This is a genomic window from Variovorax paradoxus (genome assembly GCF_040544635.1).
GTDB lineage: Bacteria > Pseudomonadota > Gammaproteobacteria > Burkholderiales > Burkholderiaceae_C > Variovorax > Variovorax paradoxus_R.
This window is the reverse complement of sequence record NZ_JBEPKJ010000001.1, coordinates 162,725-184,098: the sequence shown is the minus strand read 5'-3', so window position 1 is coordinate 184,098 and position 21,374 is coordinate 162,725. Positions and strand designations below refer to the sequence as shown.

Below are 21,374 nucleotides of genomic sequence, written 5' to 3'. Positions count from 1 at the left end.
TGCGCGCACAATCCGTTTTCCCCGTCACCCGTTTCCGCACAGCATCGCCTCATGACCACCGTCCACACCTCCTCCATCCAGAGCCTGCCCCTGCTTGCGCGCGGCAAGGTGCGCGACAACTACGCCGTCGGCGAAGACCGCATCCTGATGGTTGCGAGCGACCGGCTCAGCGCCTTCGACGTGATCATGGGCGAGCCGATTCCGGGCAAGGGCGAAATCCTGACGCAAATGGCGCTGTGGTGGTTCGACCGGCTCGGCCAGCTCTGCCCCAACCACCTGACCGGCGAGGCGCCCGAGAGCGTGGTCACCGCCGAAGAAGTGCCGCAGGTCACCGGCCGCTCGATGCTGGTCAAGCGGCTGACACCGATTCCGGTCGAGGCGGTGGTGCGCGGCTACTTGGCCGGCAGCGGCTGGAAGGAATACCAGGAAGGCCGCTCGGTCTGCGGCGTGCCGCTGCCCGAAGGGCTCACCAACGCGAGCAAGCTGCCGCGCCCGATCTTCACGCCTGCCGCCAAGGCTGCGGCCGGCGAGCACGACGAGAACATCAGCTACGACCGCGTGGTCGAGATCGTCGGTCCCAAGCTGGCGCAGCAGATTCGCGAGACCAGCCTCGAGATCTACGAAACCGCCGCGCAGATCGCTCTCACCAAGGGAATGATCATTGCCGACACCAAGTTCGAGTTCGGCCTCGACGAAGCCGGCACGCTGGTGCTGATGGACGAGGTGCTCACGCCCGACAGCTCGCGCTACTGGCCGGTCGAGGGCTACCAGGCTGCGCTGGCCGCGGGCGCCAATCCGCCGAGCTACGACAAGCAGTTCGTGCGCGACTGGCTCGAAGCCACCAAGATCAACGGCAAGCCCTGGGACAAGACGCCGCCGGCCCCGCGCCTGCCGGCCGAAGTGATCGAAAAGACCGCGGCCAAGTACCGCGAGGCGCTGGAACGCCTCACCGGCTGAGGTCGCTGGCCCCCCGGCTTTTCACTTCGCTTCGCTGCGTGTAATTCGCCACCCCCCGAGGGGGAGGCGCGGCCCGCCTTGGGGCGGCCCGGCGGCGGCCGCATTGGCCCCCGCCGCCTCAGCGGCTGACTGAGTTCAGCGTCGCCACGGTCCGCCCGGTCGCGTCGAGCAGCGCGAGTTGTCCCGGCCCGGCGAGCCGATAGCTCGCGGTGGTCTGCAGCGCCGAAATGAACTGCGCTTCGTTGGCACCGCGCACCGGGTCCGTGCAGGCCATGCGGGTCGACGCCAGCTGGCCTATGCGCAGCGTGATGCCGCTGCGGGTGAATGAACCCGACACGCGGTTGCACCCGCCCGATCCGCTGACGCGGCCGCTGTTGCGGTCGAACTGGACCTGCGCTTCGCCGCCGGGTGCCACGGGCTCGCCGCCCAGTTGCACGAGGCGCCACACCGGCCCCTCGATCGGCTCGTCGAGGCTGATGCCGCTGCCGCAACCGGACAGTGCGGCGCCCAGCATGACGGTCGCGAAAACGGGAAGCGCGAGGCGGGCGCGGTGGCGGGCGAGGAAACGCATGGCCGGTTTTTCCTTCTTCTCAATTGCAACAAGTTGAATCGTCGCCATCGTATTCGACGCCGGCCTAGCTCGCCAATGCCGTGCCGCCCGCCAAACGGGCGCGAACGCAGTTCCGTACGCTGGCCGGCGTGGCCTCGTCGTCGAGCAGCGCGGGCCATTCGGCCTGCGCCTGGCGCACGGTGTCGCGCGCGATGGCCATGAGCCGGGACGGGCGCAGCAGCCCGGCCGCGCGCAGTAGCGCTTCGAGCGCTGGCCAGTCGAAGGCGCGCAGGCGCCCATCGATGGCGCGGTTGACCGCGTAGTCGACCGCCGGCACGTCTTCGAAGAAAGCCGCCACGCACACCGGGTCGTAAAGCGGGGCCAGCACCGGCGCCACGCCGTCGGGATAGCGCAATGCCCAATTCTTCAAATGGGCGTCGCTGTTGCCGAGCAGGATGAAGGCGACGATGCGCCGCACACACTCGCGCACGTCGGCCACCGGATTGGGCGAGAGCCGGTCCAGCACGCGAAGCATGGCGGGCCAGTCGACGTTGAGGCCGCGGCCGTATTTTTGGCGCGGTTCGTACTGCAGCACCTGGGCGAACTCTTCCATGTGGATGCGGCCGCCATCGGCCGTGCGGTCGAAGCGGCGCACGGCCAGAATCTGCCCGAACGGCACCTGCTCGGGCAGGTCGGCATCGGCGCGTTCGATCACGCTGGCTTCGGCGCAATCGAGGCCGAGTGCGCCGCACAGGCGATAGCCGGTGTACTCGTTGGCCACCAGGTCGGGGTGGCGTGTGGTGGGCAGCTTGAGAATGAAGGAGCCGGCCGCACCGTGGCGCCGCACCACGTAGCGCCGGCCGTCCTGCACGGCCGAGAACTTGGTCACCACGCCTGGGATGGCGGCCGCGTCTTCCACCGGCAGTTCGACGAAACCGGGTTCGAGCACGTCGAGGCCGAGTGCGGTGTGCCAGTGCCGGACCGTGTCGGGAATGCCTTCGGCCGTGGGCACGGGCTCGACCTCGAGCGCGCCCATGAGGTCGTGGCCGGCGGCGGCCAGCAGCTCGAACTCGTCGTCCGCGCTGCAGCCGCGCTGCAAGGCCAGGCGTTCGCGGTTGTGGCCTTCGGGCAGCAGGTTCTGGAAATAGCTCGGCCAGTGGCCGTCGCTGCGCGACACGCGGGCGTCGCGGGCCGAAGCCAGGATGGCCCGGGTCGCGGCCTCGTCGGCCCCCCGGTAGGCCAGCGAGAGCGTGGGGCGCGCCGGATCGGCGATGTAGGCTTCGTCGAACGACACGCGAAGAATGTCGCCGTACTGCGAGAGATAGCCGATGGCCCGCCGCCCGCCCGCGGCCTGCGCATTGCCGCCGGGCGCATGCAGGTACATCCGCAGATAGCGGATGCCGGTGTTGAACGCGGCACTGGTGCTCACCGGCCTTCGTCAGCCAGGCTCTGTGCAATGGAGGGCGGTGCGCCCGCGCCCGCGGGCTGGCCGAGCAGCCGGCCGCCCGATCGCACGAAGTCTTCCAGTTGCGGTCGCAGCGCGGCGGGCACCGTCATGAGTTCGAGCCCCAGCACGCGCGCCATCTCGAGCAGCGTTGAAAGCCGCGGATCGATCTGGCCGCTTTCGATGCGCTGCACCGTCATGCGCGAAAGACCGGCCCGGGTAGCCAAGGCCTCTTGGCTCAGGCTGGCTGCCTTGCGGGCTTTTTCGAGTTCTTCGGTAAGTTGGATCATTAGCGTACGCTTTTATGTGATATTGAGTAGCAATGATATCTATGTGGGGTCGGGTTGGGCAATAAAAAAGCGACTCTCGAGTCGCTTTATTATTCAATTGCTCATTGAAATGCGCAATTTCTCGTTCAACTCAACACAATACTGCTGAGGCGGCGACGGTACGTGGCCACCACCGGGTCATCCGGCGGAATCTGTCCGTCCGCGACCTTCACTTTCGGCGGCTCGATGAGATCGAGGATCGCGATGTAGGTCTTGCGCGCGAGTTCTTCGTTCCAGCTCTTGTCGCGCATGAGGATTTCGAGCAGCTCGTCCATGGCATCGGTCCAGCGCTGCTCGGCCATCAGCAAGCGGGCGCGGCCGAAGCGGGCGTCGAAGTCGCGCTTGCCGGCGGCAATTTTGGCGTCGAAATCGGCCAGCGTGGGCGCGGGTCCCGAGACCGGCGCCGCAAAATCGATGGCGTCCATCCAGCGCTGCAGCGAATCGAAGCGGCGCACCAGCGTGGTCTTGGCGATGACGGGGGCGAAAGCCACCTTGGCATCGTCGATGCGGCCCTCCTGCAGCAGCAGCTTGATGTAGTCGAAGCGCGCGTCGTCGTTGGCCGGGTCGGTGGCCACCGCATGCTGCAGCCGCTCGAGCGCGCCTTCGGTATCCCCTTCGGCCAGCGCTTCCTGGGCCGCAGCCTCTTCCGAAGCCGCCTCGACCTCTTCGGCGCCGGGCACGTGCTTGTCCAGGAATTCGCGGATCTTGTCGGCCGGAATGGCGCCGACGAAGCCGTCGACCGGCTGGCCGTCCTTGAACATCACGCAGAACGGAATGCTGCGCACGCCGAACATTTCGGACAGCTGCGACGAAATCTGCGGCACCTTGTCGGCGTCGAGCTTGGCCAGCGTGAAGCGGCCGGCGTACTCGGTTTCGAGCTTTTCGAGCACCGGGCCGAGCTGTTTGCACGGTCCGCACCATTCGGCCCAGATGTCCAGCAGCACCGGCGTGGCAACCGAGCCTTCGACCAGTTCGGCCTGAAAATTTTCGAGAGTGATGTCGATCATCGGAACCAGCTGGGGGTGAAACGTAAAATTGAAACCATGAACGAAACCATTCAGGTCGGTGTAGTGATGGGCTCGAGCTCCGATTGGGAGACGATGCGCAACGCGGTCGAGATTCTCCAGCAATTCGGAATCAAGCACGAAGCGAAGGTGGTCTCGGCCCACCGCATGCCCGATGCGCTCTTCGCGTACGCCGAAAGCGCCGCCGGGCGCGGGCTCACCGCCATCATCGCGGGCGCGGGCGGCGCGGCGCATCTGCCGGGCATGCTGGCCTCCAAGACCACCGTGCCGGTGCTGGGCGTGCCGGTGGCCAGCCGCCACCTGCAGGGAGTCGATTCGCTCTACAGCATCGTGCAAATGCCCAAGGGCGTTCCGGTGGCGACCTTTGCCATCGGCAATGCGGGAGCGGCCAACGCGGCGCTGTTCGCCGTGGCGATGCTGGCGGTGAACGATCCGGCGCTGCGCGCCCGACTCGACGCCTTCCGCACCGCGCAAACCGCCGCGGCCGAGGCCATGACGCTGCCGCCTCCAGTGGCGGATGCCGGCGCCGTATCGCCTTTTTCGCCGCAAGGCGGGGGTGCCCTGTGAGCAAGAACGACCTTCCCATCCTTCCCGGCGCCACGCTCGGCGTGCTCGGCGGCGGCCAGCTCGGCCGCATGTTCGCGCACGCCGCCCAGCGCATGGGCTACTTCACGGCCGTGCTCGACCCCGACGCCGACAGCCCGGCGGGCCGCGTGAGCCACCACCACATCCATACCGACTACGCCGACGTCGACGGCCTGGCGCGGCTCGCAGGCCTGGCCGACGCGGTGACGACCGAGTTCGAGAACGTGCCCGCGCCGTCGCTCGACAAGCTGTCGGTTGCCCGGCCCGTGGCGCCCGATGCCGCTGCCATTGCCATCGCGCAGGACCGCATCGCCGAAAAGGCGCATTTCACGCGCTGCAGCGTCGCCTGCGCACCCTATGCGGTCATCGAAACCGCGGCACAGCTTGCCGCCGGTGAAGACGGCCTGCTGCCCGGCATTCTCAAGACCGCTCGCCTCGGCTACGACGGCAAGGGCCAGCAGCGCGTGTCCACGCGGGCCGAACTGATCGATGCCTGGCAAGCCTCGGGCTGCGTGCCGTGCGTGCTCGAAAAGTTATTGCCGCTCGAATTCGAATGCTCGGTGATCGTGGCGCGCGGCCGCGACGGGCAGCTGGTGCACTTTCCGCCGCAACGCAACCTGCACCGCGGCGGCATCCTGTTCATGACCGAGGTGCACGCGCAGAACATGCCCAAGACCGTGGCGCAGGCGGCCGTCAATTCGGCGAAGAGCATCGCGACCGGGCTGGATTACGTGGGCGTGCTGTGCGTCGAGTTCTTCGTGCTGACCGACGGCTCGCTGGTGGTGAACGAAATGGCGCCCCGGCCGCACAACAGCGGCCACTACACGATGGAGGCCTGCGACGTGTCGCAGTTCGAGCTGCAGGTGCGCACCCTTGCGGGCCTGCCGCTGGTCGCACCGCGCCAGCACAGCCCGGCGATCATGCTGAACCTGCTCGGCGACCTGTGGTTCACCGCCGAAGACGGCGACAAGCCGACCGCGCCGCGCTGGAGCGACGTGCTCGCGCTGCCCGGCGCGCACCTGCATCTCTACGGCAAGGTCGAACCGCGCCGCGGCCGCAAGATGGGGCACCTGACTTTCACCGGCGCCACGCTCGAAGGCGTGCGCGCCGCGGCCTCCCAGGCCGCCACGCTGCTCGGCCTGCCGGCGCTTACGGCGGCCGATTTCGCATGATTCTCGACGGCCAGTCTCCCCAGGCCATTGCCGAGGCCGTGCGCGTGCTGCGGGCGGGCGGGCTGGTCGCGTTTCCGACTGAAACCGTCTACGGGCTGGGCGCCGATGCCACCAGCGACATGGCGGTGGCCGGCATATTCAAGGCCAAGGGCAGGCCTTCGGACCATCCGCTCATCGTTCATGTGGCGGCCGGCATCAAGGGCACCGAGGCGCTGTCTCGCTTTGCGCAGCCGCTTCCGCCCTTTGCGCAGAAACTGGTGCAGGCCTTCTGGCCCGGTCCGCTGACCTTGATCGTCACGCGCCAGCCCGGCGTTGCGGCCGCGGCGGCGGGCGGGCAGGACACCATCGGTTTGCGCTGCCCTTCGCATCCCGTTGCGCAGGCGCTGCTCGAAGCCTGCGCCGAGCAGGGCGTGCCGGGCCTCGCGGGGCCCAGCGCCAACCGGTTCGGCCGCGTGAGCCCGACCACCGCCCAGCATGTGCTCGACGAATTCGGCGATTCGGTGCCGGTGCTCGACGGCGGCGCCTGCGAGGTGGGCATTGAATCGACCATCATCGATTGCAGCCGCGGCGCGCCCGTGCTGCTGCGTCCGGGCGTGATCACGCGTGCTCAGATCGAGGCCGCCCTGGGCGAGCGCCTGAGCGACCGCGAAGTGCTCGAAACGCCTGACCCGCGGGCTCCTGGCACGCTGGAGGCGCACTATGCGCCCAACGCCAAGCTGCGGTTGATGGACGCCAAGGCCATCCAGACCGGCCTCGACGTACTTGGCGCGGGCGCGGCGAACATCGCGGTGTGGTCGCGCACCGAGGTGCGCAGCCATTCGCAGCGCGTGCTGCAGCGGCGCATGCCGGACGATGCGGTGGCCAGCGCGCACCAGCTGTTCGCGGTGCTGCGCGAGTTCGACGCGCAGGGCGTCAAGCTGATCTGGGTGGAAACGCCGCCGGACACGCCCGACTGGGAAGGCGTGCGCGATCGCCTCCAAAGAGCGGCAATGGGCTAGCCCCCAGAGGTTGGCGGCCGGTTAGCCGCCGGCGGCCAAAACGCCCTGGAAGAAGCCACGCGCGGAAGCCAGGCAGAACGGCGGCGCCAGCGTGCCGTGATAGGCCAGCGTGACCGCCTGCGCCTTGTCGGCGTCGCTGCCGGGGGTGTTTTGCGCGAGGGTGCTCTTGGCTTGCGCAAAGCCGGCGCGCGCGGCGGAATAGGCGTCGGTGGTGGCGGTGTCTTCCAGGTCGACCACCGTCAGCGCGGCCGTGGGCATGCCCCGTGCGCGGAAGTAGCCCGCCGTGGCGTGGGTGCTCAGGAAGTTCACGGTCGGGTCGTTGGCACCGCCGCACATGAGCACGGGCCGGGTCGGCAGCCAGTTGCGCAGGTCGTTGGCGCGCGCGGCCCTGCGGAAGCCGACAGCCGGCCTGCAATCGAGCGGCGAGGTAGTGCTCAGCGAACCGGCCGTGGGAGGCAGCGCATTGCCAGGGCAGGGATTCGCCTGGATGTCGCCGGCGGCCTGCGTCAGGTAGCTCTGGCGGATCAGGTTGTTGGCGCCGTAGAACAGCGACAGTTCGGGGCTCACCGGCCCCGGCGTTGCGCCGGCCGGGAACAGCGCGAGTTGCGGCAGCTTGCCATTGGCGAAAAGCGTGGTGATGGGCGTCAGGCTCGGCAGCAGGGTGTCGATGCCGGCGGCGTACTGCGACTCGTAGATGTCGCTGGTGCTGCCGTACACGTCGCCGAACTGCTGCTGCCAGCTGGCCGAGAGCAGCGGCACGAAGAGCGTGCTGCCGAGGGCCGGCCAGCCCTGGAAGGTGTAGTCCGCCAGCAGGCCGATGGCCGAAGGGGCCGAGAGCGGCGCCGACGCCGTCACCGCCTTGCCCGTGGCCTGCATTTCGCGGTGCGCCGCCATCGCCACGTAGCCGCCCTGCGAATAGCCGGTGATCAGCAGCGAGCCCGCGTCGGTCGCGTTGATGCCCGAGAACGTCTTGCGCGCCGCCGTGAGCGCATCGACCATGTCCTTGCCCTGCTGGTCGCCATTGAGGTACGGGTGATAGGGCAGCGTCGACTTGTCGTAGCCCGCGTAGTTGGGCGCGACCACGATGTAGCCCTGCGCCGCGAACATGGCGGCCACCGTGAGCCCTTCGCCGGCCGCGGGCTGGGTGGAGTCGGTCCACCTGGCAAGGTTGTAGTTGCGAGCGGCGGTGGTGCCGTGCGCATACAGCACCACCGGTCGCGGCCCGTTGCAGGCGACGTCCGCGCCTGACGGCAGCATGATTGCGGCCGTCGCGTTGGTGGCCTCGCTCTTCGCGCCCACGGTGCGGTATTCGAGGTAGCGCACCTCGACCCCGCACTTGGGCGTGCCGGCCACCTGCAGCAATGCCTTGCCCTGGTCGCTGGCCTGGAGGCTGGCCCTGAACTGGTCGGCCGACAGCTTCGCGGTCTCCTCGGGCGGGCTCGTGACGACCGAGCCGCGGCCGGTGTCGGTCGCGGGCGGCGGAAGACCGATGCCGATACTGCCGCCCCCACCTCCTCCTCCGCCACCGCAGGCCGCAAGCAGCAGCGTGACGCCGGCGAGCGCCGCAACCTTGTGAAGCGGAGGGGCGGGTTGTTGTTGTTCTTGCGGCTTTTTCAAGGCGTGTCTCCTGCGTGTTGTTGTCGAATCGAACGGGCGTCCGATTCTGTGCAGCGCCCCAGCCGCGCGCAAGCGGCTATCACCTACAGACGTTTTCAGTACACGGTGCGGCCGGCCAGGCGACCAGGCGCCTAGTTGTCCTGGTAAGCCCAGTCGACCAGCGCGTCGAACGCCGCGCGCGCCGCGCCCGCGTTCTCGCCGTTGGCAATGGCCACCAGCACGTAGCGCCGCCCGCTTGCGCCATGCACGTAGCCGGCCACGCCGGACGAGTCGCGCAGCGTGCCTGTCTTCAGGTGCGCCGCGCCGCCCGAGCGCAGCGCGCGCCGCTTGAGCGTGCCGTCCACCCCCGAGGCGGGCAGCGACGACACCAGTTCCGGCATGACCGGCGAGCGCCACGCGACCTGCAGCATCTTGCCGAGCGCCGCGGCGCTGATGCGCTCGTCGCGCGACAGGCCCGAGCCGTTGTCGAACACCGGCTGCCCCTCGCCCGTGCCGATGCGGTCGCGCCACCACTGGCCCAGCGCGTTGCGCGAAGCTTCGAAAGTGCCGCGGTTCTTCTGCGTGAGGCCCAAGGTGAGGAACACCTGCTGCGCCATCACGTTGTTGCTGTACTTGTTGATGTCGCGAACCACCTCCGCCAGCGGCGGCGAACCGAATTCGAAGGCCGGCTTGAGGCCCGGCGGCACCCGGCCGTCGCGCATCTGTCCGCCGACGCGGCCGCCCATTTCGGCCCACATGCCGCCGACGGCGCGCAAGCCGTAGGTGCGCGGGTCGGCATAGGCCACGGCCCAGCTTTTCTCGCCGCAGGCGGCCGGAAGACTGCCGTTGAACCGGATGCGGTTCGGGTCGCTGAAATCGGGCTTGAGCGCTGCGCGCCAGTCGCCGCATTCGCCGGGCGCCAGCGCAATCGTGGGCTGCATGGACACGCTGGCAAGCGGGGGCTCGTAGTTGATGCGCGCCAGCTGCCCGCCGCGCTCGGGCGTGAAGGTCATGTTGACCGACTTGAAGTTGACCAGCAGCGCATCGGGTGAGGCGTTGTAGGGCCGCAGCGGTTCGCCGTCGAAGGCGGCCGGGTCGTTCTCGATCGTGTTCTCGAAGGCGCTGCGGTCGAGCACGATGTCGCCGCTCACGGTGGTAATGCCCAGGCCCTGCACGCGCCGCAGCAGCAGCCAGACGCGTTCCAGCACCAGCTTGGGATCGCCCTGGCCCTTGATGTAGAGGTTGCCGTTGAGCACGCCGTTGCTCACCGTGCCGTCGACGTAGACCGGCGTGTTCCAGCTGTAGGCCGCACCGAGCAGGTCGAGTGCGGCGTAGGTGGTGACCACCTTCATGATCGACGCCGGGTTCACCGGCACCTGCGAACGCCAGGCCAGCCGCGGCGGGCGCACGCCGTCGGCGTCGGCCACCAGCATCGTCACTGAGTCGCGGGGCACCTTGGCGCGCGCGAGGGCATTCTCAACTTCGGTCGGAAAGGCTTGCTGCGCAAAGGCGGTCGAGGCAACCAGCGCGGCGAGGGACAGCGCGCAAGCGGGCCGAAGGAAGGAGAGACGAAGAAGAACCATCAGCCGATTATCCCGGCCGGAAAACATGCAGCTGCGCGTGATACAGCAGCATCACTGTCTTGGCGTCGGCGATGCGCCCGTCCGCCACCATGGCCAGCGCCTCGTCGATGCCGAGTTCGAGCACCTCGATGTCCTCGCCCTCGTCGGCCAGGCCGCCGCCATCGCCGACGCGCATCGAAGGCTCGTACTCGGCGATGAAGAAGTGCAGCTTCTCGGTCACCGAGCCCGGGCTCATGAAGGTCTCGAAGATCTTCTGCACCGCGCCGAGCCGATAGCCCAGTTCTTCTTCCACCTCGGCGCGAATGCGCTCCTCGGGCGCAGCGTTGTCCAGCAGGCCGGCGGCGGCTTCGATCAGCAGGTCGTCGTGGCCGTTGACAAAAGCCGGGTAGCGGAATTGCCGCGTCAGCAGCACCGTGCGCTGCGCCAGGTTGTATGGAAGCAGCGTGGCGCCGTTGCCGCGGTCGTAGGTTTCGCGGTGCATGCGCTGCCACTGGCCGTCGTTGCGCCGCCAGTCGAAGGCGGTGGTCTTCAGCGTGTACCAGTTGTCGGAAAGCAGGGTGGCTTCGTGCACCCGGACGCGGTCTTGAAGGGTCATGGTGCAAAAGCTTATGCGTAAATTCGTGCAGAAACAAGAAAATTCGTGCAATCTCCGGTTCGGCCGGATACGATCGCCCGATGCTCACCCGCCAGCGCAAGCAACACATCCTCTCGGTCTTGCAGCGTGACGGCAACGTTGTCGCGAAGTCGCTCAGCGAGGAGCTTGCGCTGTCGGAAGACACCATCCGCCGCGATCTGCGCGAGCTGGCCGCCGAAGGGCTGCTGCAGCGCGTGCACGGCGGTGCGCTGCCGCTTGCCAGGGCCGAAGCCGACTTCGCGGGCCGCCAGCAACTGGCAACCGCGGAGAAGGTGGCCATCGGCCGCGCCGCCGCGCGGCTGGTACGGCCGGGGCAGGTGACGTTCATCGACGGCGGCACCACGGCCGTGCAGATGGCGCGGCACTTGCCAAGGAACCTGCGCGCCACCGTGGTCACGCACAGCCCGTCGGTGGCGGTCGAGTTGGTCGGCCACGCCGACATCGAGGTGGTGCTGATCGGCGGGCGCCTTTTCAAGCACTCGATGGTGGCGGTGGGCGCCGCGGCCATGGACGCCATCTCGCGTATCCATGCCGATACCTGCTTCCTGGGCGTGACCGGCGTGCAGGCCGAGGCCGGCCTGACGACCGGCGATGTCGAGGAGGCCGCGATCAAGCGCGCGCTCATGGCGGCTGCGGCCGAGACGGTGGTGCTGGCCTCGTCGGAAAAAATCGGCGCCGCTTCGGCCTGGGTGATCAACCCGGTTTCGGCGGCCGCCGGCCTCCTGGTGTCGCCGGAAGCGCCGGCCCCCGCGCTGGCGGCCCTGCGCAAGGCGGGGCTGGCCATCTTGCGCAGCGACGGCGCCTGACGGGCGCCGTCACACCAGATTTGCCCGATTCGCCCCTGACCGGCGGGGCGGCGGCGGGCCCTCGATAATCGGGGGATGCCTGCCACGCCCCGTTTTTCGCCCCGCACGCTCGGCATCGGCGCGGCCGTGGTCACCGTGCTGGTCTGGACCGCCTTCATCGTCATCGCCCGGGCCTCGGCCGGCCGCTCGCTCACGCCTTTCGACTTGGCCCTGGCGCGCATCTGCGGCGCAAGCATGGTGCTGGTTCCATGGGGGGCGTGGCTGGTCATGAAGAGTCGGCGCGAGCAGCAAGGCGGCACGGCCTCGTCACTGTTCGGACTCTCCCCTCTTTCTCTGCGCGTGACCGCCACCGCCGGCGTCTTCGGCGGCCTGGCCTATGCGATGCTGGCCTACAGCGGCTTCTTCTTCGCGCCCGCGGGCCACGCCGCGGTGCTGATGCCGGGCAGCCTGCCGCTGTGGACCACGCTGCTGGCCGCCCTGGTGCTGCGCGACCGCATCACGCCGGGCCGCGCTTTCGGCCTTGCGCTGATCGTCGCCGGAGACCTCATGGTCGGCGGGCGCAGCCTGCTGCACGCCTTCGAGGGCGGCGAGGTCTGGAAGGGCGACCTGCTCTTCATGGGCGCGGCGTTCTGCTGGGCCTGCTACAGCGTGGTGGCGCGCCGCCATGGGCTCGACGCGGTGCGTGCGACCATCGCCATCACCGTGTTTGCGCTGCTGACCTATGTGCCCGTGTACAGCCTGCTGGTGGCGGGCGGCGCGGTCGTGAGCCACATCGGCTCCGCGCCGTGGGGCGAGGTGGCGTTCCAGATGCTGTTCCAGGGCATCGGCTCGGTGGTGATCTCGGGCATTACCTTCACGAAAATGATCCAGTACTTCGGACCGGTGCGCAGCACCATGATCACGGCGCTGGTGCCCGGCCTCTCGGCCTTTGGCGCGGTGATCTGGCTCGACGAGCCGCTGTACTGGAACCTGATTGCCGGCCTGCTGCTGGTGACTGCCGGCATCCTGTTCGGCGGGCAGAAGGCGGCCGGGGCGCGCAATACCGCAATGCCCGCGGTGCCTGCCACCGCCGCCCTGGGGCGCCGCGATGCATAAGCTCCTGGCCTTCGACACCAGCACCGAACACCTGTCGGTCGCGGTGCGCCACGGCGAGCGCCTGTTCACGCACAGCGGCGCAGGCGGCGCACAGGCGTCGAGCACGTTGATCCCGCTCATCCTGCAACTGCTGGCCGAGGCCGGGCTCGAACTGGCCGCACTCGACGCCATCGTCTTCGGCCGCGGCCCGGGTTCCTTCACGGGCCTGCGCACCGCCTGCTCGGTGGCGCAGGGGCTGGCCTTCGGTTCCGGCGTGCGGTTGCTGCCGGTCGACACGCTGCTGGCCGTGGCCGAGGAGGCGCGCCATGCCTTCGGCGCCCGCCAGGTGGTTGCGGTGCTCGACGCGCGCATGGACCAGCTGTATGCCGCCCGGTACGACTTCGACGGCGGGGGCGAACTCGGTGCGCTGCAAGGCAAGGACGACGAGCCGCTGCTGCTCGCGCCCGAGGCGCTCGAAGTACCCGCCGGCTGGTCGCTCGTCGGCAACGCCTTTGCCGCGTATGGGCCGCGCCTGGCACCGGCCGCGGCGCGCCACGAAGTGCTGCCGACCGCCTCCGCCATGCTTCGGCTGGCGCCGGCGCTGCTGGCCGCGGGGCGCACGGTCGATGCGGCACATGCCTGGCCGCTCTATGTTCGCGATAAAGTGGCGCAAACCACCGAGGAGCGTGCCGCAATCAAGGCGGCCGCGGTTGCGATTTCACCCGTTACCAAACCATGAGTGCCGTTCTTCAGCCCGTCGAAGCCCGCCTCGAACCGCTCACCGTCGAGCGGCTCGAGGCTGTCTGCGCGGTCGAGCAGACGGCTTACAGCCATCCCTGGACCCGGGCGAACTTCATCGATTCGATGGCCGTCGGCTACCAGTGCCAATGCCTGCTCGCGCCGGTCTCGCTGCCGCACCTGGCCACGCCGGTCACCAGCCTCGGCGAAACGCTGATCGGCTACTACGTCGCCATGAAGGGCGTCGACGAGGTGCATTTGCTGAACATCACCGTGGCGCCGGCTTTCCAGCGCCAAGGCTGGGCGCCGTTGATGCTCGAGGCGCTGTCCGGGTGGTCGCGCGGCGAAGGCGCGCAGTGGCTCTGGCTTGAAGTGCGCGAAAGCAACCAGCGTGCGCTCGAGATCTATGTGCGCCAGGGTTTCCGAAGCGTCGGCGTGCGCAAGGGCTATTACCCGGCGCACGAAGGCAAGCGCGAAGACGCCGTGGTCATGAGCTTGAGATTGAACGAATCAGGCTCCGCCTGGGGAGCATTGCGATGAGCGCGGTACAGACATTGAAGCTCGATGCGCGCCAGCGCGCAATGCTCGACGAAATGGGCGTGAAGGTCTGGTGGCCGATGCCCGAAGTTGCCGAAGCGGCACCCGTTGCCGCAGAGGCACAAGCGGTTGTTGCGGAGCCGCCGCCCGTTGACGAGCGCGAACCGTACGTTGCCGAAACGCCCGTGGCCGCGCCCGCGCATGCACCGGCCGCAAGGCCCGCCGCGGCACCGGCACCGGTCGCTCGCCCAGCAACCGCACCCGCGGCATCGCTGGCCCATGGCGCCGCCGTGCTGGCCGAAACGCCGTGCCGCCTGTACGCCGAGGCCAGTGCTGGATCGGCCCAAGGCGGCTGGCTGGTCGTGGCCGACATGCCGCCCGAAGCCGACGGCCGCCACGGCGAGCCCTTTGCGGGCGACGCCGGCAAGCTGCTCGACAACATGCTGCGCGCCCTTAAGCTGCACGACGGCAAGATGCCGGTGCACCTGATGCGCACGCACCGCGGCGTGGCCGCCGGACAGCCCGGCAGCCCGCGCCCCATGGCCGAGGCCTTCGAGGAACATGCCGCCGCGCTGGCGCCGAGCCTGGTGCTCGCCATGGGCCCCTTGGCGGCGCAAAGCCTGATGCAAAGCACCGACCCGCTCGGCAAGCTGCGCGGCCGGGCCGTGCCGCTGCCATCGGTCAACGGCGTGCCGGTGGTGGCCACCTACCACCCGGCCTACCTGCTGCGAAACCCCGCCGACAAGGCGCGCGCCTGGGCCGACCTGTGTCTGGCGGCTGACCAGCAAACGCAGTCGAATTAAGCGGCGGCTGGCGGGTCCTTAAAATCGGGCCCCATGACTTTCCTCGACAAGCTGGCCACCGCACAGCAAAAAAACGGTTCGTTGCTCTGCGTGGGGCTCGATCCGGAGCCAGCCAAGTTCCCGGGGCAGCTCAAGGGCGACGCGGGCCGCATCTATGACTTTTGCGCGCGCATCGTCGACGCGACGGCCGATCTGGTCATCGCCTTCAAGCCGCAGATTGCCTATTTCGCGGCCCACCGCGCCGAAGCCCAGCTCGAACAACTGATGGAGCACATGCGCCGCAACGCGCCCCATGTGCCCGTCATCCTGGACGCCAAGCGCGGCGACATCGGCTCCACCGCCGAGCAATATGCCATCGAGGCCTTCGAGCGCTATGGCGCCGACGCGGTCACGCTGTCCCCCTTCATGGGCTTCGATTCGGTGGCGCCGTACCTCAAGCACGAAGGCAAGGGCGCCTTTTTGCTGTGCCGCACCAGCAACCCCGGCGGCTCCGACCTGCAGGGCCAGCGCCTGGCGGACATCGAGGGCCAGCCCTTTCTCTACGAGCACGTTGCCAAGCTCGCACAAGGCCCGTGGAACCTCAACGGCCAGCTCGGCCTCGTGGTGGGCGCCACCTACCCGGCCGAGATCGAACGCGTGCGCGAACTCGCGCCCACGGTGCCGCTGCTGATTCCGGGCGTCGGCGCCCAGGGCGGCGACGCGGTGGCCACGGTGCGTGCCGGCTGGCGCGCCGATGCGCCGATCGTCGTGAATTCGTCCCGCGCCATCATCTACGCCTCCTCGGGCGACGACTTCGCCGAGGCGGCCCAAAAGGCCGCGCGCATTACGCGCGACGCACTCGAAGCTGCAAAGCCCTGAGATTCAGGCTCTGCGAAGGCGCGTGAACGCTTCGAACTCCCAGTTCCGCATCCCCAGCAGCAGCGTGTAGCCCTCGCGGTCCTTGGCCGAGAGCTTCTGGTCCGTCTGGTGCTGCTGCGCAAAGTCTTGCGCCACGCGCTGCAGGCGCTCCAGGAACGCCGGCGCCAGTGAGCGGCTGATGGAGCCGTGCACCAGCAGCAGCCCTTCGGCCGGGCCGTCGAAACCGCCGCGGTAGTAGTCGAGCACCACGTTTTCGCGAAAGAACTCCATCACCGGGCCATGCGGCCGCCAGCGGAAGGTCTTGGCCAGCTTCAGCCGGTAGCGGTTGAGCGGGCGCAGCTCGATGATGCCGATGCGGTCCAGCTGCGCCAGGAAGCCGATGCATTCCGCCTCGGTGATCCGGTACGAAGCCACGATCTGCTCCAGCGTCCACTGGCTCAGCACGCTGATGGCCACCAGCAGCAGCTTCTTGTCCTTGACCACCGCCTTTTCCTGCTCCTGCGTGAGCTCCTTCAGGAGCGGCTGGGCGTCGGCCACGCGGCGGGCCAACTCGGCAAAGTCGATCTTGAGCGCACGGCAGATCGCGTCGACCCGCGACAGCGGCATGTCGCTCTTGGCCAGCATGCGCTTCACGCTCGATTCGGCCATGTCGAGCGACCGCGCCAGGTCGGCGTAGGTCATGCGGGCGCTCTTGAGTTCGTTCTTGAGGGCTTGAACAAGGTCGACGGTGGTGCTCATGGAAGATGGTTTGCCAGGAAGAGGTATCGAAAAAGGATACCGAAAGGTGTGAATTAATGCCTCGTATCGATTCTCGATGCCTGTAGAGAGGCTGGCAACTAAATTCCGCGACTCGTACCACCCACCCAACGAGGACCGCCATGCTCCTGCCCACCCTCAGCCGCCGCGAACGCGGACTGCTCTTCACCTTTGCGCTGCTTGCGCTGGTGGCCCTCTTCGGTCCCGTGCTGCCCGCGGCCGACGTGGCGATTGCCTCGGTGTTCGCCGACGACCGCAGCTGGCACGGCCTGCCCAACGCGATGGACGTGCTGAGCAACCTGCCCTTCCTGCTGATCGGCGCCTGGGGCCTGTACCGGCTCAACCGGATCGACCGGGCCCATCAACAGGCGCTGGCCCAGTTCCCGCTGGCACCGCCGGCCAGCGATCCGCCGGACAACACGCTCGATTGCGCCTGGCTCTTCTTCGCGGGCCTGATCGCCACCGCCGCGGGCTCGGCCTTCTATCACCTGATGCCCGACGCCCCCCGGCTCGCGGCCGACCGCGCCGGCATGGCCGTGGCCTTTGCGGGCCTGATCGGCATCGCGGTCTGCGAGCGCGTGAGCCAGCGCGCCGGCTGGCCGGCCGCCTGGTTCGTGTTGACCGCAGGCCTCCTTGCGGCCGAGGTGGTCCAGGAAACCGGCAATGTCCTGCCCTGGGCCATCGTGCAGTTCGGCGGCATGGCGCTGGTGCTCACGCTCGCCCTGGCCACGCCGATGCGCGGCGCGGTCGGCCTCAAGCTCGGCTGGGTGATCTTCTTCTACGCGGTGGCCAAGGCCTTCGAGCTGGCGGACCACCAAGTCTACGAGGCCTCCGGGCACATGATCTCCGGCCACAGCCTGAAGCACCTGGTGGCGGCGCTCGCGGGCTTGCCGGTCCTGGTGGCGCTCCGGAAGCTCGATATGGGCTGGCGGGCCACGTTGCTGCGGCACAATCCCGACGCAGCCGTCGTAACGGCCTGAGGAGAATTCTTCGAATGACAACCCCCGCCGCTGCTGCGACTGCCGCCACCGCGCCCCACGAGGCGAACGCGCACGCCAACCAGTTCGCTCTTCTCAAGCAGCGGCGCTTCGCGCCTTTCTTCTGGACCCAGTTCGCGGGCGCGGCGAACGACAACCTCTTCAAGTTCGCCTTCACCGTCATGGTGACCTACCAGCTCCAGCTGAGCTGGATGCCGCCGGCCATGGCGGGCCTGGTGATCGGTGCGCTGTTCATCCTGCCGTTTCTGCTGTTCTCCGCCACGGCGGGGCAGCTCACCGACAAGTTCGACAAGACGAAGATCATCCGGTTCGTGAAGAACTTCGAGATCGCGATCATGCTGATTGCGACATGGGGCTTCATGCGCGCCGATGCGGTGGTGCTGCTGGGCTGCGTGTTCCTCATGGGCCTGCATTCCACGCTGTTCGGCCCGGTCAAGTTCGCCTACCTGCCGCAGGTGCTCGACTCGCGCGAGCTCACGGGCGGCAACGGCATGGTCGAGATGGGCACCTTCGTCGCCATCCTGCTCGGGCAAGTGGCGGGCGGGCTGCTGGTGGCGCTGCCGCAGATCGGCCACACCACGGTGGCGGTGGCCTGCGTGTTGCTGGCACTGGTCGGACGCGGCGTGGCGCAGGCCATTCCGCAGGCACCGGCCACCGACCCGGGGCTGGTGATCAACTGGAACCCGTTCAGCGAGACGTGGCGCAACCTCAAGCTCGCACACGGCAACATCGTGGTGTTCCGCTCGCTGCTGGGCATTTCGTGGATGTGGTTCTTCGGCGCCGTCTTTCTGAGCCAGTTTCCCAGCTTTGCGAAGGAAGTGCTGCATGGCGACGAGCAGGTGGCCTCGCTGCTGCTGGTGGTGTTCTCGGTGGGCATCGGCATCGGCTCGCTGCTGTGCGAGACGCTGAGCCGCCGGCAGGTGGAAATCGGCCTGGTGCCGCTGGGCGCCATCGGCATGAGCGTGTTCGCGATCGACCTGTACTTTGCATCGCGCGCGCTGGCGCCTTCCGCCGGCATGGGGCTGGGCGCCTTCATGAGCCAGGCCGCGCACTGGCGCGTGATGGCCGACCTGGCGCTGCTGTCTCTCTTCGCGGGGCTGTACAGCGTGCCGATGTATGCGCTGATCCAGCTGCGCAGCCAGCCCACGCACCGCGCGCGCATCATCGCGGCAAACAACATCCTCAACGCGCTGTTCATGATCGGCAGCTCGGTGCTCGCGGGCGCATTGCTCGGCGCCGGCTTCACGATTCCGCAGATCTTCCTGTTCACCGGCATCGCCAACGCGGTGGTGGCGTTCTACATCTTCATGCTGGTGCCGGAGTACCTGCTGCGCTTCATCGCCTGGATGCTGTCGCACTTTGTCTACCGTTTCGAGATCAAGGGCGACGAGCACATTCCCACCGAAGGCGCGGCGGTGCTGGTGTGCAACCACGTGAGCTTCATCGACGCGATCTTGCTGATGGCGGCGAGCCCGCGGCCGATCCGCTTCATCATGGACCACCGGATCTTCAAGGTGCCGGTGCTCGGCTGGCTGTTCAAGCTGGCCAAGGCGATTCCGATTGCGCCGCAAAAGGAAGACCCGGCCGCCTATGAAGCCGCCTTTGCCCGGGCACTGCAGGTACTGCGCGAAGGCGACCTGCTGGCGATCTTCCCCGAAGGCGCCATTACCCGCGACGGCACCCTGCAGCCCTTCAAGGGCGGCGTGATGAAGATCATCGAAAGCGCGCGCGCCGAAGGCATCGAGCCGCCGGTGATCCCGATGGCGCTGACCAATCTCTGGGGCTCCTACTTCAGTCGCATCGAGCTGCGCGGCGGCCAGAACGTGGCCATGGCCAAGCCGTTCCGCCGCGGTTTCTTCAGCCGCGTGGGGCTCAACGTCGGCCATGCGGTGCCGCCGGTCGACGTGCAACCCGAGGCGTTGCAGCAGCGCGTGAGCGGATTGCTGGCAGCCTGATGGCGCACAGCCTTGCCGGTGCGCAAGGCGCCGGAAGGTATCTTCCAGGGATACTGGAAGCGGCTCAAACCGGAACTGGTTGAAGCATTTGAGCCTCGCGGAGCGGGAGCGAACCATCATTCGCTCACCTTCACTACGCCGCGAGGCATTCATGCAACCCTTCCCTTCCACCACTGTTTCGATCCAGCGCGATACGCGGGCCTGGCAACTCCAGGTCTGGGCTTCTTTCGCAGTCGCCGTGTTCCTGTGCGCCACCGGCTTGAGCTGGCTGCCGGGCGAGGCGCTGGACCGTGCGTTCATGGTGATGGGCTACGTGTTCTGCCTCAGCACCGCCTTCATGCTCGCCAAGTTCATCCGCGACAACCAGCATGCGGACGCCGGCGCCGCCACGGGCCGCGACGTGCCGATGTGGCGCCTGGTGGTCTGGGGCAGCTTCTTCACCGCCATGGGCCTGACCGGCTGGGGCCTGGTGCGCATGGAGATCAACGACGCCTACAAGGCCTTCCTGGGCGTGAGCTGGCTGTTCCTGATCAGCTCGGCCTTCACGCTGGCCAAGACGCTGCGCGACCGCCACGAAGCCGACCTGGTCGAAGCGCGCCTGCAAGGCCGCCGTGCCGCCCGCCAGGAAGCCGCTGCATCCGGCTCGGCCGAGTGAGCGCCGCTTCTTCGCCTTGTTTTGACCCACATCTCAACCAACGAAAGACCGTCATGAAAAAGTCGATTGCCGCTCTTCTGGTCGCTGCCTGCACCGCGTTCGCAGGTGCCGCGCTTCCCCTTCATGCCCAGGCCCAGAACCACGCTTCCGAGGCTTCGGCCGCACTCTCGCTGCTGCCAGTGGCCTCGGTGGTGGGGGCCGCATCCGCCGTGGGAGCTTCCGTCACGGCGGTGGTCGCGGTGCCCGCTGCGCTTTCGGTGGGTGGCTCGGTGCTCACCGTGGTGGCGGTCGAAGCTTCGGCCGACGGCACTGTCTACGTGCTGGAGCGCGCTTCGGACGGCGCACGCGCCAGCGTCAAGGTCATGGGGCGCGCCGCCAACGGCTTGTCCGCCTCCGTCGGCACCAGCGTGCTGGTCAGCGTGATCGGCACCGGCATCGTGCTGTCGGCCGCGGGCGAGGTGCTGGCCTTCGTGCCCAATGCCATCGGCCGCGCGCTGTTGCACAACGAGAGGCTGTCGTGAACCACGCGCTCTTTCCGGCGCTCCTCCCGGCACTTCTGGTGCTTGCAACGGCTTTGCCGCTGCAGGCGCAGGCCGGCCGCTCCTGCGAGCAGGCCAAGCCGACCGCCGAGTTGATCGTCAAGGGCATGCAGCTGGCCGAGCGCACCTCGCAGCAACTGGATGCGAGCGGCGCCCGCGTCGTGCTGCTGGCGCGGGCCGGGCAAGACCTGAGCAAGTACGGCCTGCGTTATTCGCACCTCGGCATCGCCTACAAGACCGAGCAAGGCCCGTGGCGCGTGGTGCACAAGCTCAACCAGTGCGGCACGGCAGTGGCTGCGGTCTATCGGCAGGGGCTCGGCGAGTTCTTCCTGGACGACCTGTGGCGCTACGAGGCGGCCTGGGTGGTGCCGACGCCGCAGGTGCAGACGCAGCTGCTGGCCGCGCTGCACGAACCGCCGTCGCGCATCACGCGGCTGAACGTGGCGCCCTACAGCATCGTGAGCTACGTCTGGGGGCAGAAGTACCAGCAGTCGAACCAGTGGGCCGTGGAGACGCTGGCCGCGGCCATGGAGCCCGCCACCATCGGCAACCGGGGACAGGCGCAGGCGTGGATGCAGTTCAAGGGCTACGAGCCGACGACGCTGCGGCTCGGCCCGCTCACCCGCCTGGGCGGCCGCGTGGGGTCGGCCAACGTGGCTTTCGACGATCACCCGAACGACAAGCGGTTTTCGGACCGCATCGAAACGGTCACGGTCGATTCGCTGTTCGCATGGCTGCCGCGCGCGGGGCTGGGTGCGGCGCCGGTGGCTTTCAAGCTGTAA

Annotated in this window: 23 protein-coding genes; 15 read left to right on the top strand and 8 right to left on the bottom strand. The window is 68.3% G+C overall.

Going from position 1 to position 21,374, the window contains the following annotated elements:
- Positions 1-51 precede the first annotated feature (51 nt).
- Positions 52-957 carry a phosphoribosylaminoimidazolesuccinocarboxamide synthase gene (locus tag ABIC94_RS00925; protein WP_354370676.1) on the top strand — a complete coding sequence of 302 codons (906 nt, stop codon included), beginning with the start codon at positions 52-54 and terminating at the stop codon, positions 955-957.
- Between the two features lie 118 nt (positions 958-1,075).
- On the opposite strand, the gene ABIC94_RS00920 is transcribed toward ABIC94_RS00925, so the two are convergent.
- The 4 genes from ABIC94_RS00920 to ABIC94_RS00905 form a co-directional block, all read right to left on the bottom strand.
- Complete coding sequence (locus ABIC94_RS00920; RefSeq protein ID WP_354370675.1) at positions 1,076-1,528, bottom strand: META domain-containing protein; 453 nt, start codon at positions 1,526-1,528, stop codon at positions 1,076-1,078.
- 64 nt (positions 1,529-1,592) lie between these two features.
- Positions 1,593-2,891 carry a type II toxin-antitoxin system HipA family toxin gene (locus ABIC94_RS00915; RefSeq protein ID WP_354371397.1) on the bottom strand — a complete coding sequence of 433 codons (1,299 nt, stop codon included), beginning with the start codon at positions 2,889-2,891 and terminating at the stop codon, positions 1,593-1,595.
- Positions 2,892-2,932: 41 nt separating this feature from the next.
- Positions 2,933-3,241: a helix-turn-helix domain-containing protein gene (locus ABIC94_RS00910; RefSeq protein WP_354370674.1), complete on the bottom strand. Its 309-nt coding sequence runs from the start codon at positions 3,239-3,241 to the stop codon at positions 2,933-2,935.
- A gap of 125 nt (positions 3,242-3,366) precedes the next feature.
- Positions 3,367-4,287, bottom strand: a complete 921-nt coding sequence (locus ABIC94_RS00905) for a tetratricopeptide repeat protein (RefSeq protein ID WP_354370672.1) — start codon at positions 4,285-4,287, stop codon at positions 3,367-3,369.
- 36 nt (positions 4,288-4,323) lie between these two features.
- Here ABIC94_RS00905 and purE point away from each other — a divergent pair, with 36 nt between their 5' ends.
- The 3 genes from purE to ABIC94_RS00890 are packed head-to-tail and all read left to right on the top strand — an operon-like array spanning position 4,324 to position 7,060.
- Positions 4,324-4,872 (top strand): 5-(carboxyamino)imidazole ribonucleotide mutase, encoded by a 549-nt coding sequence (gene purE / locus ABIC94_RS00900; protein WP_354370671.1) that lies wholly within the window; start codon positions 4,324-4,326, stop codon positions 4,870-4,872.
- On the top strand, positions 4,869-6,062 hold the full coding sequence (locus ABIC94_RS00895) for a 5-(carboxyamino)imidazole ribonucleotide synthase (RefSeq protein WP_354370669.1): 1,194 nt from the start codon (positions 4,869-4,871) through the stop codon (positions 6,060-6,062). The genes purE and ABIC94_RS00895 overlap by 4 nt, the downstream gene beginning before the upstream one ends.
- Positions 6,059-7,060 (top strand): L-threonylcarbamoyladenylate synthase, encoded by a 1,002-nt coding sequence (locus tag ABIC94_RS00890; RefSeq protein ID WP_354370667.1) that lies wholly within the window; start codon positions 6,059-6,061, stop codon positions 7,058-7,060. Before ABIC94_RS00895 ends, ABIC94_RS00890 begins: the two co-directional genes overlap by 4 nt.
- Before the next feature lie 21 nt (positions 7,061-7,081).
- Here the strand turns inward: ABIC94_RS00890 and ABIC94_RS00885 are convergent, their stop codons facing one another.
- The 3 genes from ABIC94_RS00885 to ABIC94_RS00875 all read right to left on the bottom strand — a co-directional run bounded on the left by ABIC94_RS00885 (position 7,082) and on the right by ABIC94_RS00875 (position 10,834).
- Complete coding sequence (locus ABIC94_RS00885; RefSeq protein ID WP_354370665.1) at positions 7,082-8,677, bottom strand: alpha/beta hydrolase family protein; 1,596 nt, start codon at positions 8,675-8,677, stop codon at positions 7,082-7,084.
- A gap of 131 nt (positions 8,678-8,808) precedes the next feature.
- Positions 8,809-10,239, bottom strand: coding sequence for a D-alanyl-D-alanine carboxypeptidase/D-alanyl-D-alanine endopeptidase (gene dacB, locus ABIC94_RS00880; protein WP_354370664.1), 1,431 nt, complete (start codon positions 10,237-10,239; stop codon positions 8,809-8,811).
- A 7-nt stretch (positions 10,240-10,246) separates the two neighbouring features.
- Positions 10,247-10,834, bottom strand: a complete 588-nt coding sequence (locus tag ABIC94_RS00875; RefSeq protein ID WP_354370662.1) for a GDP-mannose pyrophosphatase — start codon at positions 10,832-10,834, stop codon at positions 10,247-10,249.
- Positions 10,835-10,914: 80 nt separating this feature from the next.
- On the opposite strand from ABIC94_RS00875, the gene ABIC94_RS00870 reads away from it, so the two are divergent.
- The 6 genes from ABIC94_RS00870 to pyrF all read left to right on the top strand — a co-directional run bounded on the left by ABIC94_RS00870 (position 10,915) and on the right by pyrF (position 15,689).
- The gene (locus tag ABIC94_RS00870; RefSeq protein WP_354370661.1) at positions 10,915-11,679 is read left to right on the top strand and encodes a DeoR/GlpR family DNA-binding transcription regulator; all 765 of its coding nucleotides are present in this window, start codon (positions 10,915-10,917) and stop codon (positions 11,677-11,679) included.
- 75 nt (positions 11,680-11,754) lie between these two features.
- Positions 11,755-12,774, top strand: a complete 1,020-nt coding sequence (locus ABIC94_RS00865) for a DMT family transporter (RefSeq protein ID WP_354370659.1) — start codon at positions 11,755-11,757, stop codon at positions 12,772-12,774.
- A complete protein-coding gene (gene tsaB / locus ABIC94_RS00860) occupies positions 12,767-13,492 on the top strand; it encodes a tRNA (adenosine(37)-N6)-threonylcarbamoyltransferase complex dimerization subunit type 1 TsaB (RefSeq protein WP_354370657.1) in 726 nt (241 codons plus the stop codon). Before ABIC94_RS00865 ends, tsaB begins: the two co-directional genes overlap by 8 nt.
- The gene (gene rimI / locus ABIC94_RS00855; protein WP_354370655.1) at positions 13,489-14,031 is read left to right on the top strand and encodes a ribosomal protein S18-alanine N-acetyltransferase; all 543 of its coding nucleotides are present in this window, start codon (positions 13,489-13,491) and stop codon (positions 14,029-14,031) included. Before tsaB ends, rimI begins: the two co-directional genes overlap by 4 nt.
- Positions 14,028-14,831, top strand: a complete 804-nt coding sequence (locus ABIC94_RS00850) for a uracil-DNA glycosylase family protein (protein WP_354370654.1) — start codon at positions 14,028-14,030, stop codon at positions 14,829-14,831. The genes rimI and ABIC94_RS00850 overlap by 4 nt, the downstream gene beginning before the upstream one ends.
- Positions 14,832-14,864: 33 nt before the next feature.
- Complete coding sequence (gene pyrF, locus ABIC94_RS00845; RefSeq protein WP_354370653.1) at positions 14,865-15,689, top strand: orotidine-5'-phosphate decarboxylase; 825 nt, start codon at positions 14,865-14,867, stop codon at positions 15,687-15,689.
- Between the two features lie 3 nt (positions 15,690-15,692).
- Here the strand turns inward: pyrF and ABIC94_RS00840 are convergent, their stop codons facing one another.
- The gene (locus ABIC94_RS00840) at positions 15,693-16,427 is read right to left on the bottom strand and encodes a helix-turn-helix domain-containing protein (RefSeq protein ID WP_281147219.1); all 735 of its coding nucleotides are present in this window, start codon (positions 16,425-16,427) and stop codon (positions 15,693-15,695) included.
- Between the two features lie 140 nt (positions 16,428-16,567).
- On the opposite strand from ABIC94_RS00840, the gene ABIC94_RS00835 reads away from it, so the two are divergent.
- From ABIC94_RS00835 to ABIC94_RS00815, 5 genes are all read left to right on the top strand, one after another.
- Positions 16,568-17,425, top strand: coding sequence for a hypothetical protein (locus ABIC94_RS00835; RefSeq protein ID WP_354370652.1), 858 nt, complete (start codon positions 16,568-16,570; stop codon positions 17,423-17,425).
- 14 nt (positions 17,426-17,439) lie between these two features.
- On the top strand, positions 17,440-19,398 hold the full coding sequence (locus ABIC94_RS00830; RefSeq protein ID WP_354370650.1) for an MFS transporter: 1,959 nt from the start codon (positions 17,440-17,442) through the stop codon (positions 19,396-19,398).
- Positions 19,399-19,549: 151 nt separating this feature from the next.
- On the top strand, positions 19,550-20,053 hold the full coding sequence (locus tag ABIC94_RS00825) for a YiaA/YiaB family inner membrane protein (RefSeq protein WP_354370648.1): 504 nt from the start codon (positions 19,550-19,552) through the stop codon (positions 20,051-20,053).
- Between the two features lie 53 nt (positions 20,054-20,106).
- Complete coding sequence (locus ABIC94_RS00820) at positions 20,107-20,574, top strand: hypothetical protein (protein ID WP_354370646.1); 468 nt, start codon at positions 20,107-20,109, stop codon at positions 20,572-20,574.
- Positions 20,571-21,374: a DUF2145 domain-containing protein gene (locus ABIC94_RS00815; RefSeq protein WP_354370644.1), complete on the top strand. Its 804-nt coding sequence runs from the start codon at positions 20,571-20,573 to the stop codon at positions 21,372-21,374. Before ABIC94_RS00820 ends, ABIC94_RS00815 begins: the two co-directional genes overlap by 4 nt.

What these genes read in the sequence shown, in the direction of transcription:
- ABIC94_RS00925 (WP_354370676.1), top strand. Translation starts at nt 52, where the DNA reads ATGACCACCGTCCACACCTCCTCCATCCAGAGCCTGCCCCTGCTTGCG.
- ABIC94_RS00920 (WP_354370675.1), bottom strand. Translation starts at nt 1,528, where the DNA reads ATGCGTTTCCTCGCCCGCCACCGCGCCCGCCTCGCGCTTCCCGTTTTC.
- ABIC94_RS00915 (WP_354371397.1), bottom strand. Translation starts at nt 2,891, where the DNA reads ATGTACCTGCATGCGCCCGGCGGCAATGCGCAGGCCGCGGGCGGGCGG.
- ABIC94_RS00910 (WP_354370674.1), bottom strand. Translation starts at nt 3,241, where the DNA reads ATGATCCAACTTACCGAAGAACTCGAAAAAGCCCGCAAGGCAGCCAGC.
- ABIC94_RS00905 (WP_354370672.1), bottom strand. Translation starts at nt 4,287, where the DNA reads ATGATCGACATCACTCTCGAAAATTTTCAGGCCGAACTGGTCGAAGGC.
- purE (WP_354370671.1), top strand. Translation starts at nt 4,324, where the DNA reads ATGAACGAAACCATTCAGGTCGGTGTAGTGATGGGCTCGAGCTCCGAT.
- ABIC94_RS00890 (WP_354370667.1), top strand. Translation starts at nt 6,059, where the DNA reads ATGATTCTCGACGGCCAGTCTCCCCAGGCCATTGCCGAGGCCGTGCGC.
- dacB (WP_354370664.1), bottom strand. Translation starts at nt 10,239, where the DNA reads ATGGTTCTTCTTCGTCTCTCCTTCCTTCGGCCCGCTTGCGCGCTGTCC.
- ABIC94_RS00875 (WP_354370662.1), bottom strand. Translation starts at nt 10,834, where the DNA reads ATGACCCTTCAAGACCGCGTCCGGGTGCACGAAGCCACCCTGCTTTCC.
- ABIC94_RS00870 (WP_354370661.1), top strand. Translation starts at nt 10,915, where the DNA reads ATGCTCACCCGCCAGCGCAAGCAACACATCCTCTCGGTCTTGCAGCGT.
- ABIC94_RS00865 (WP_354370659.1), top strand. Translation starts at nt 11,755, where the DNA reads ATGCCTGCCACGCCCCGTTTTTCGCCCCGCACGCTCGGCATCGGCGCG.
- tsaB (WP_354370657.1), top strand. Translation starts at nt 12,767, where the DNA reads ATGCATAAGCTCCTGGCCTTCGACACCAGCACCGAACACCTGTCGGTC.
- rimI (WP_354370655.1), top strand. Translation starts at nt 13,489, where the DNA reads ATGAGTGCCGTTCTTCAGCCCGTCGAAGCCCGCCTCGAACCGCTCACC.
- ABIC94_RS00850 (WP_354370654.1), top strand. Translation starts at nt 14,028, where the DNA reads ATGAGCGCGGTACAGACATTGAAGCTCGATGCGCGCCAGCGCGCAATG.
- pyrF (WP_354370653.1), top strand. Translation starts at nt 14,865, where the DNA reads ATGACTTTCCTCGACAAGCTGGCCACCGCACAGCAAAAAAACGGTTCG.
- ABIC94_RS00840 (WP_281147219.1), bottom strand. Translation starts at nt 16,427, where the DNA reads ATGAGCACCACCGTCGACCTTGTTCAAGCCCTCAAGAACGAACTCAAG.
- ABIC94_RS00835 (WP_354370652.1), top strand. Translation starts at nt 16,568, where the DNA reads ATGCTCCTGCCCACCCTCAGCCGCCGCGAACGCGGACTGCTCTTCACC.
- ABIC94_RS00830 (WP_354370650.1), top strand. Translation starts at nt 17,440, where the DNA reads ATGACAACCCCCGCCGCTGCTGCGACTGCCGCCACCGCGCCCCACGAG.
- ABIC94_RS00825 (WP_354370648.1), top strand. Translation starts at nt 19,550, where the DNA reads ATGCAACCCTTCCCTTCCACCACTGTTTCGATCCAGCGCGATACGCGG.
- ABIC94_RS00820 (WP_354370646.1), top strand. Translation starts at nt 20,107, where the DNA reads ATGAAAAAGTCGATTGCCGCTCTTCTGGTCGCTGCCTGCACCGCGTTC.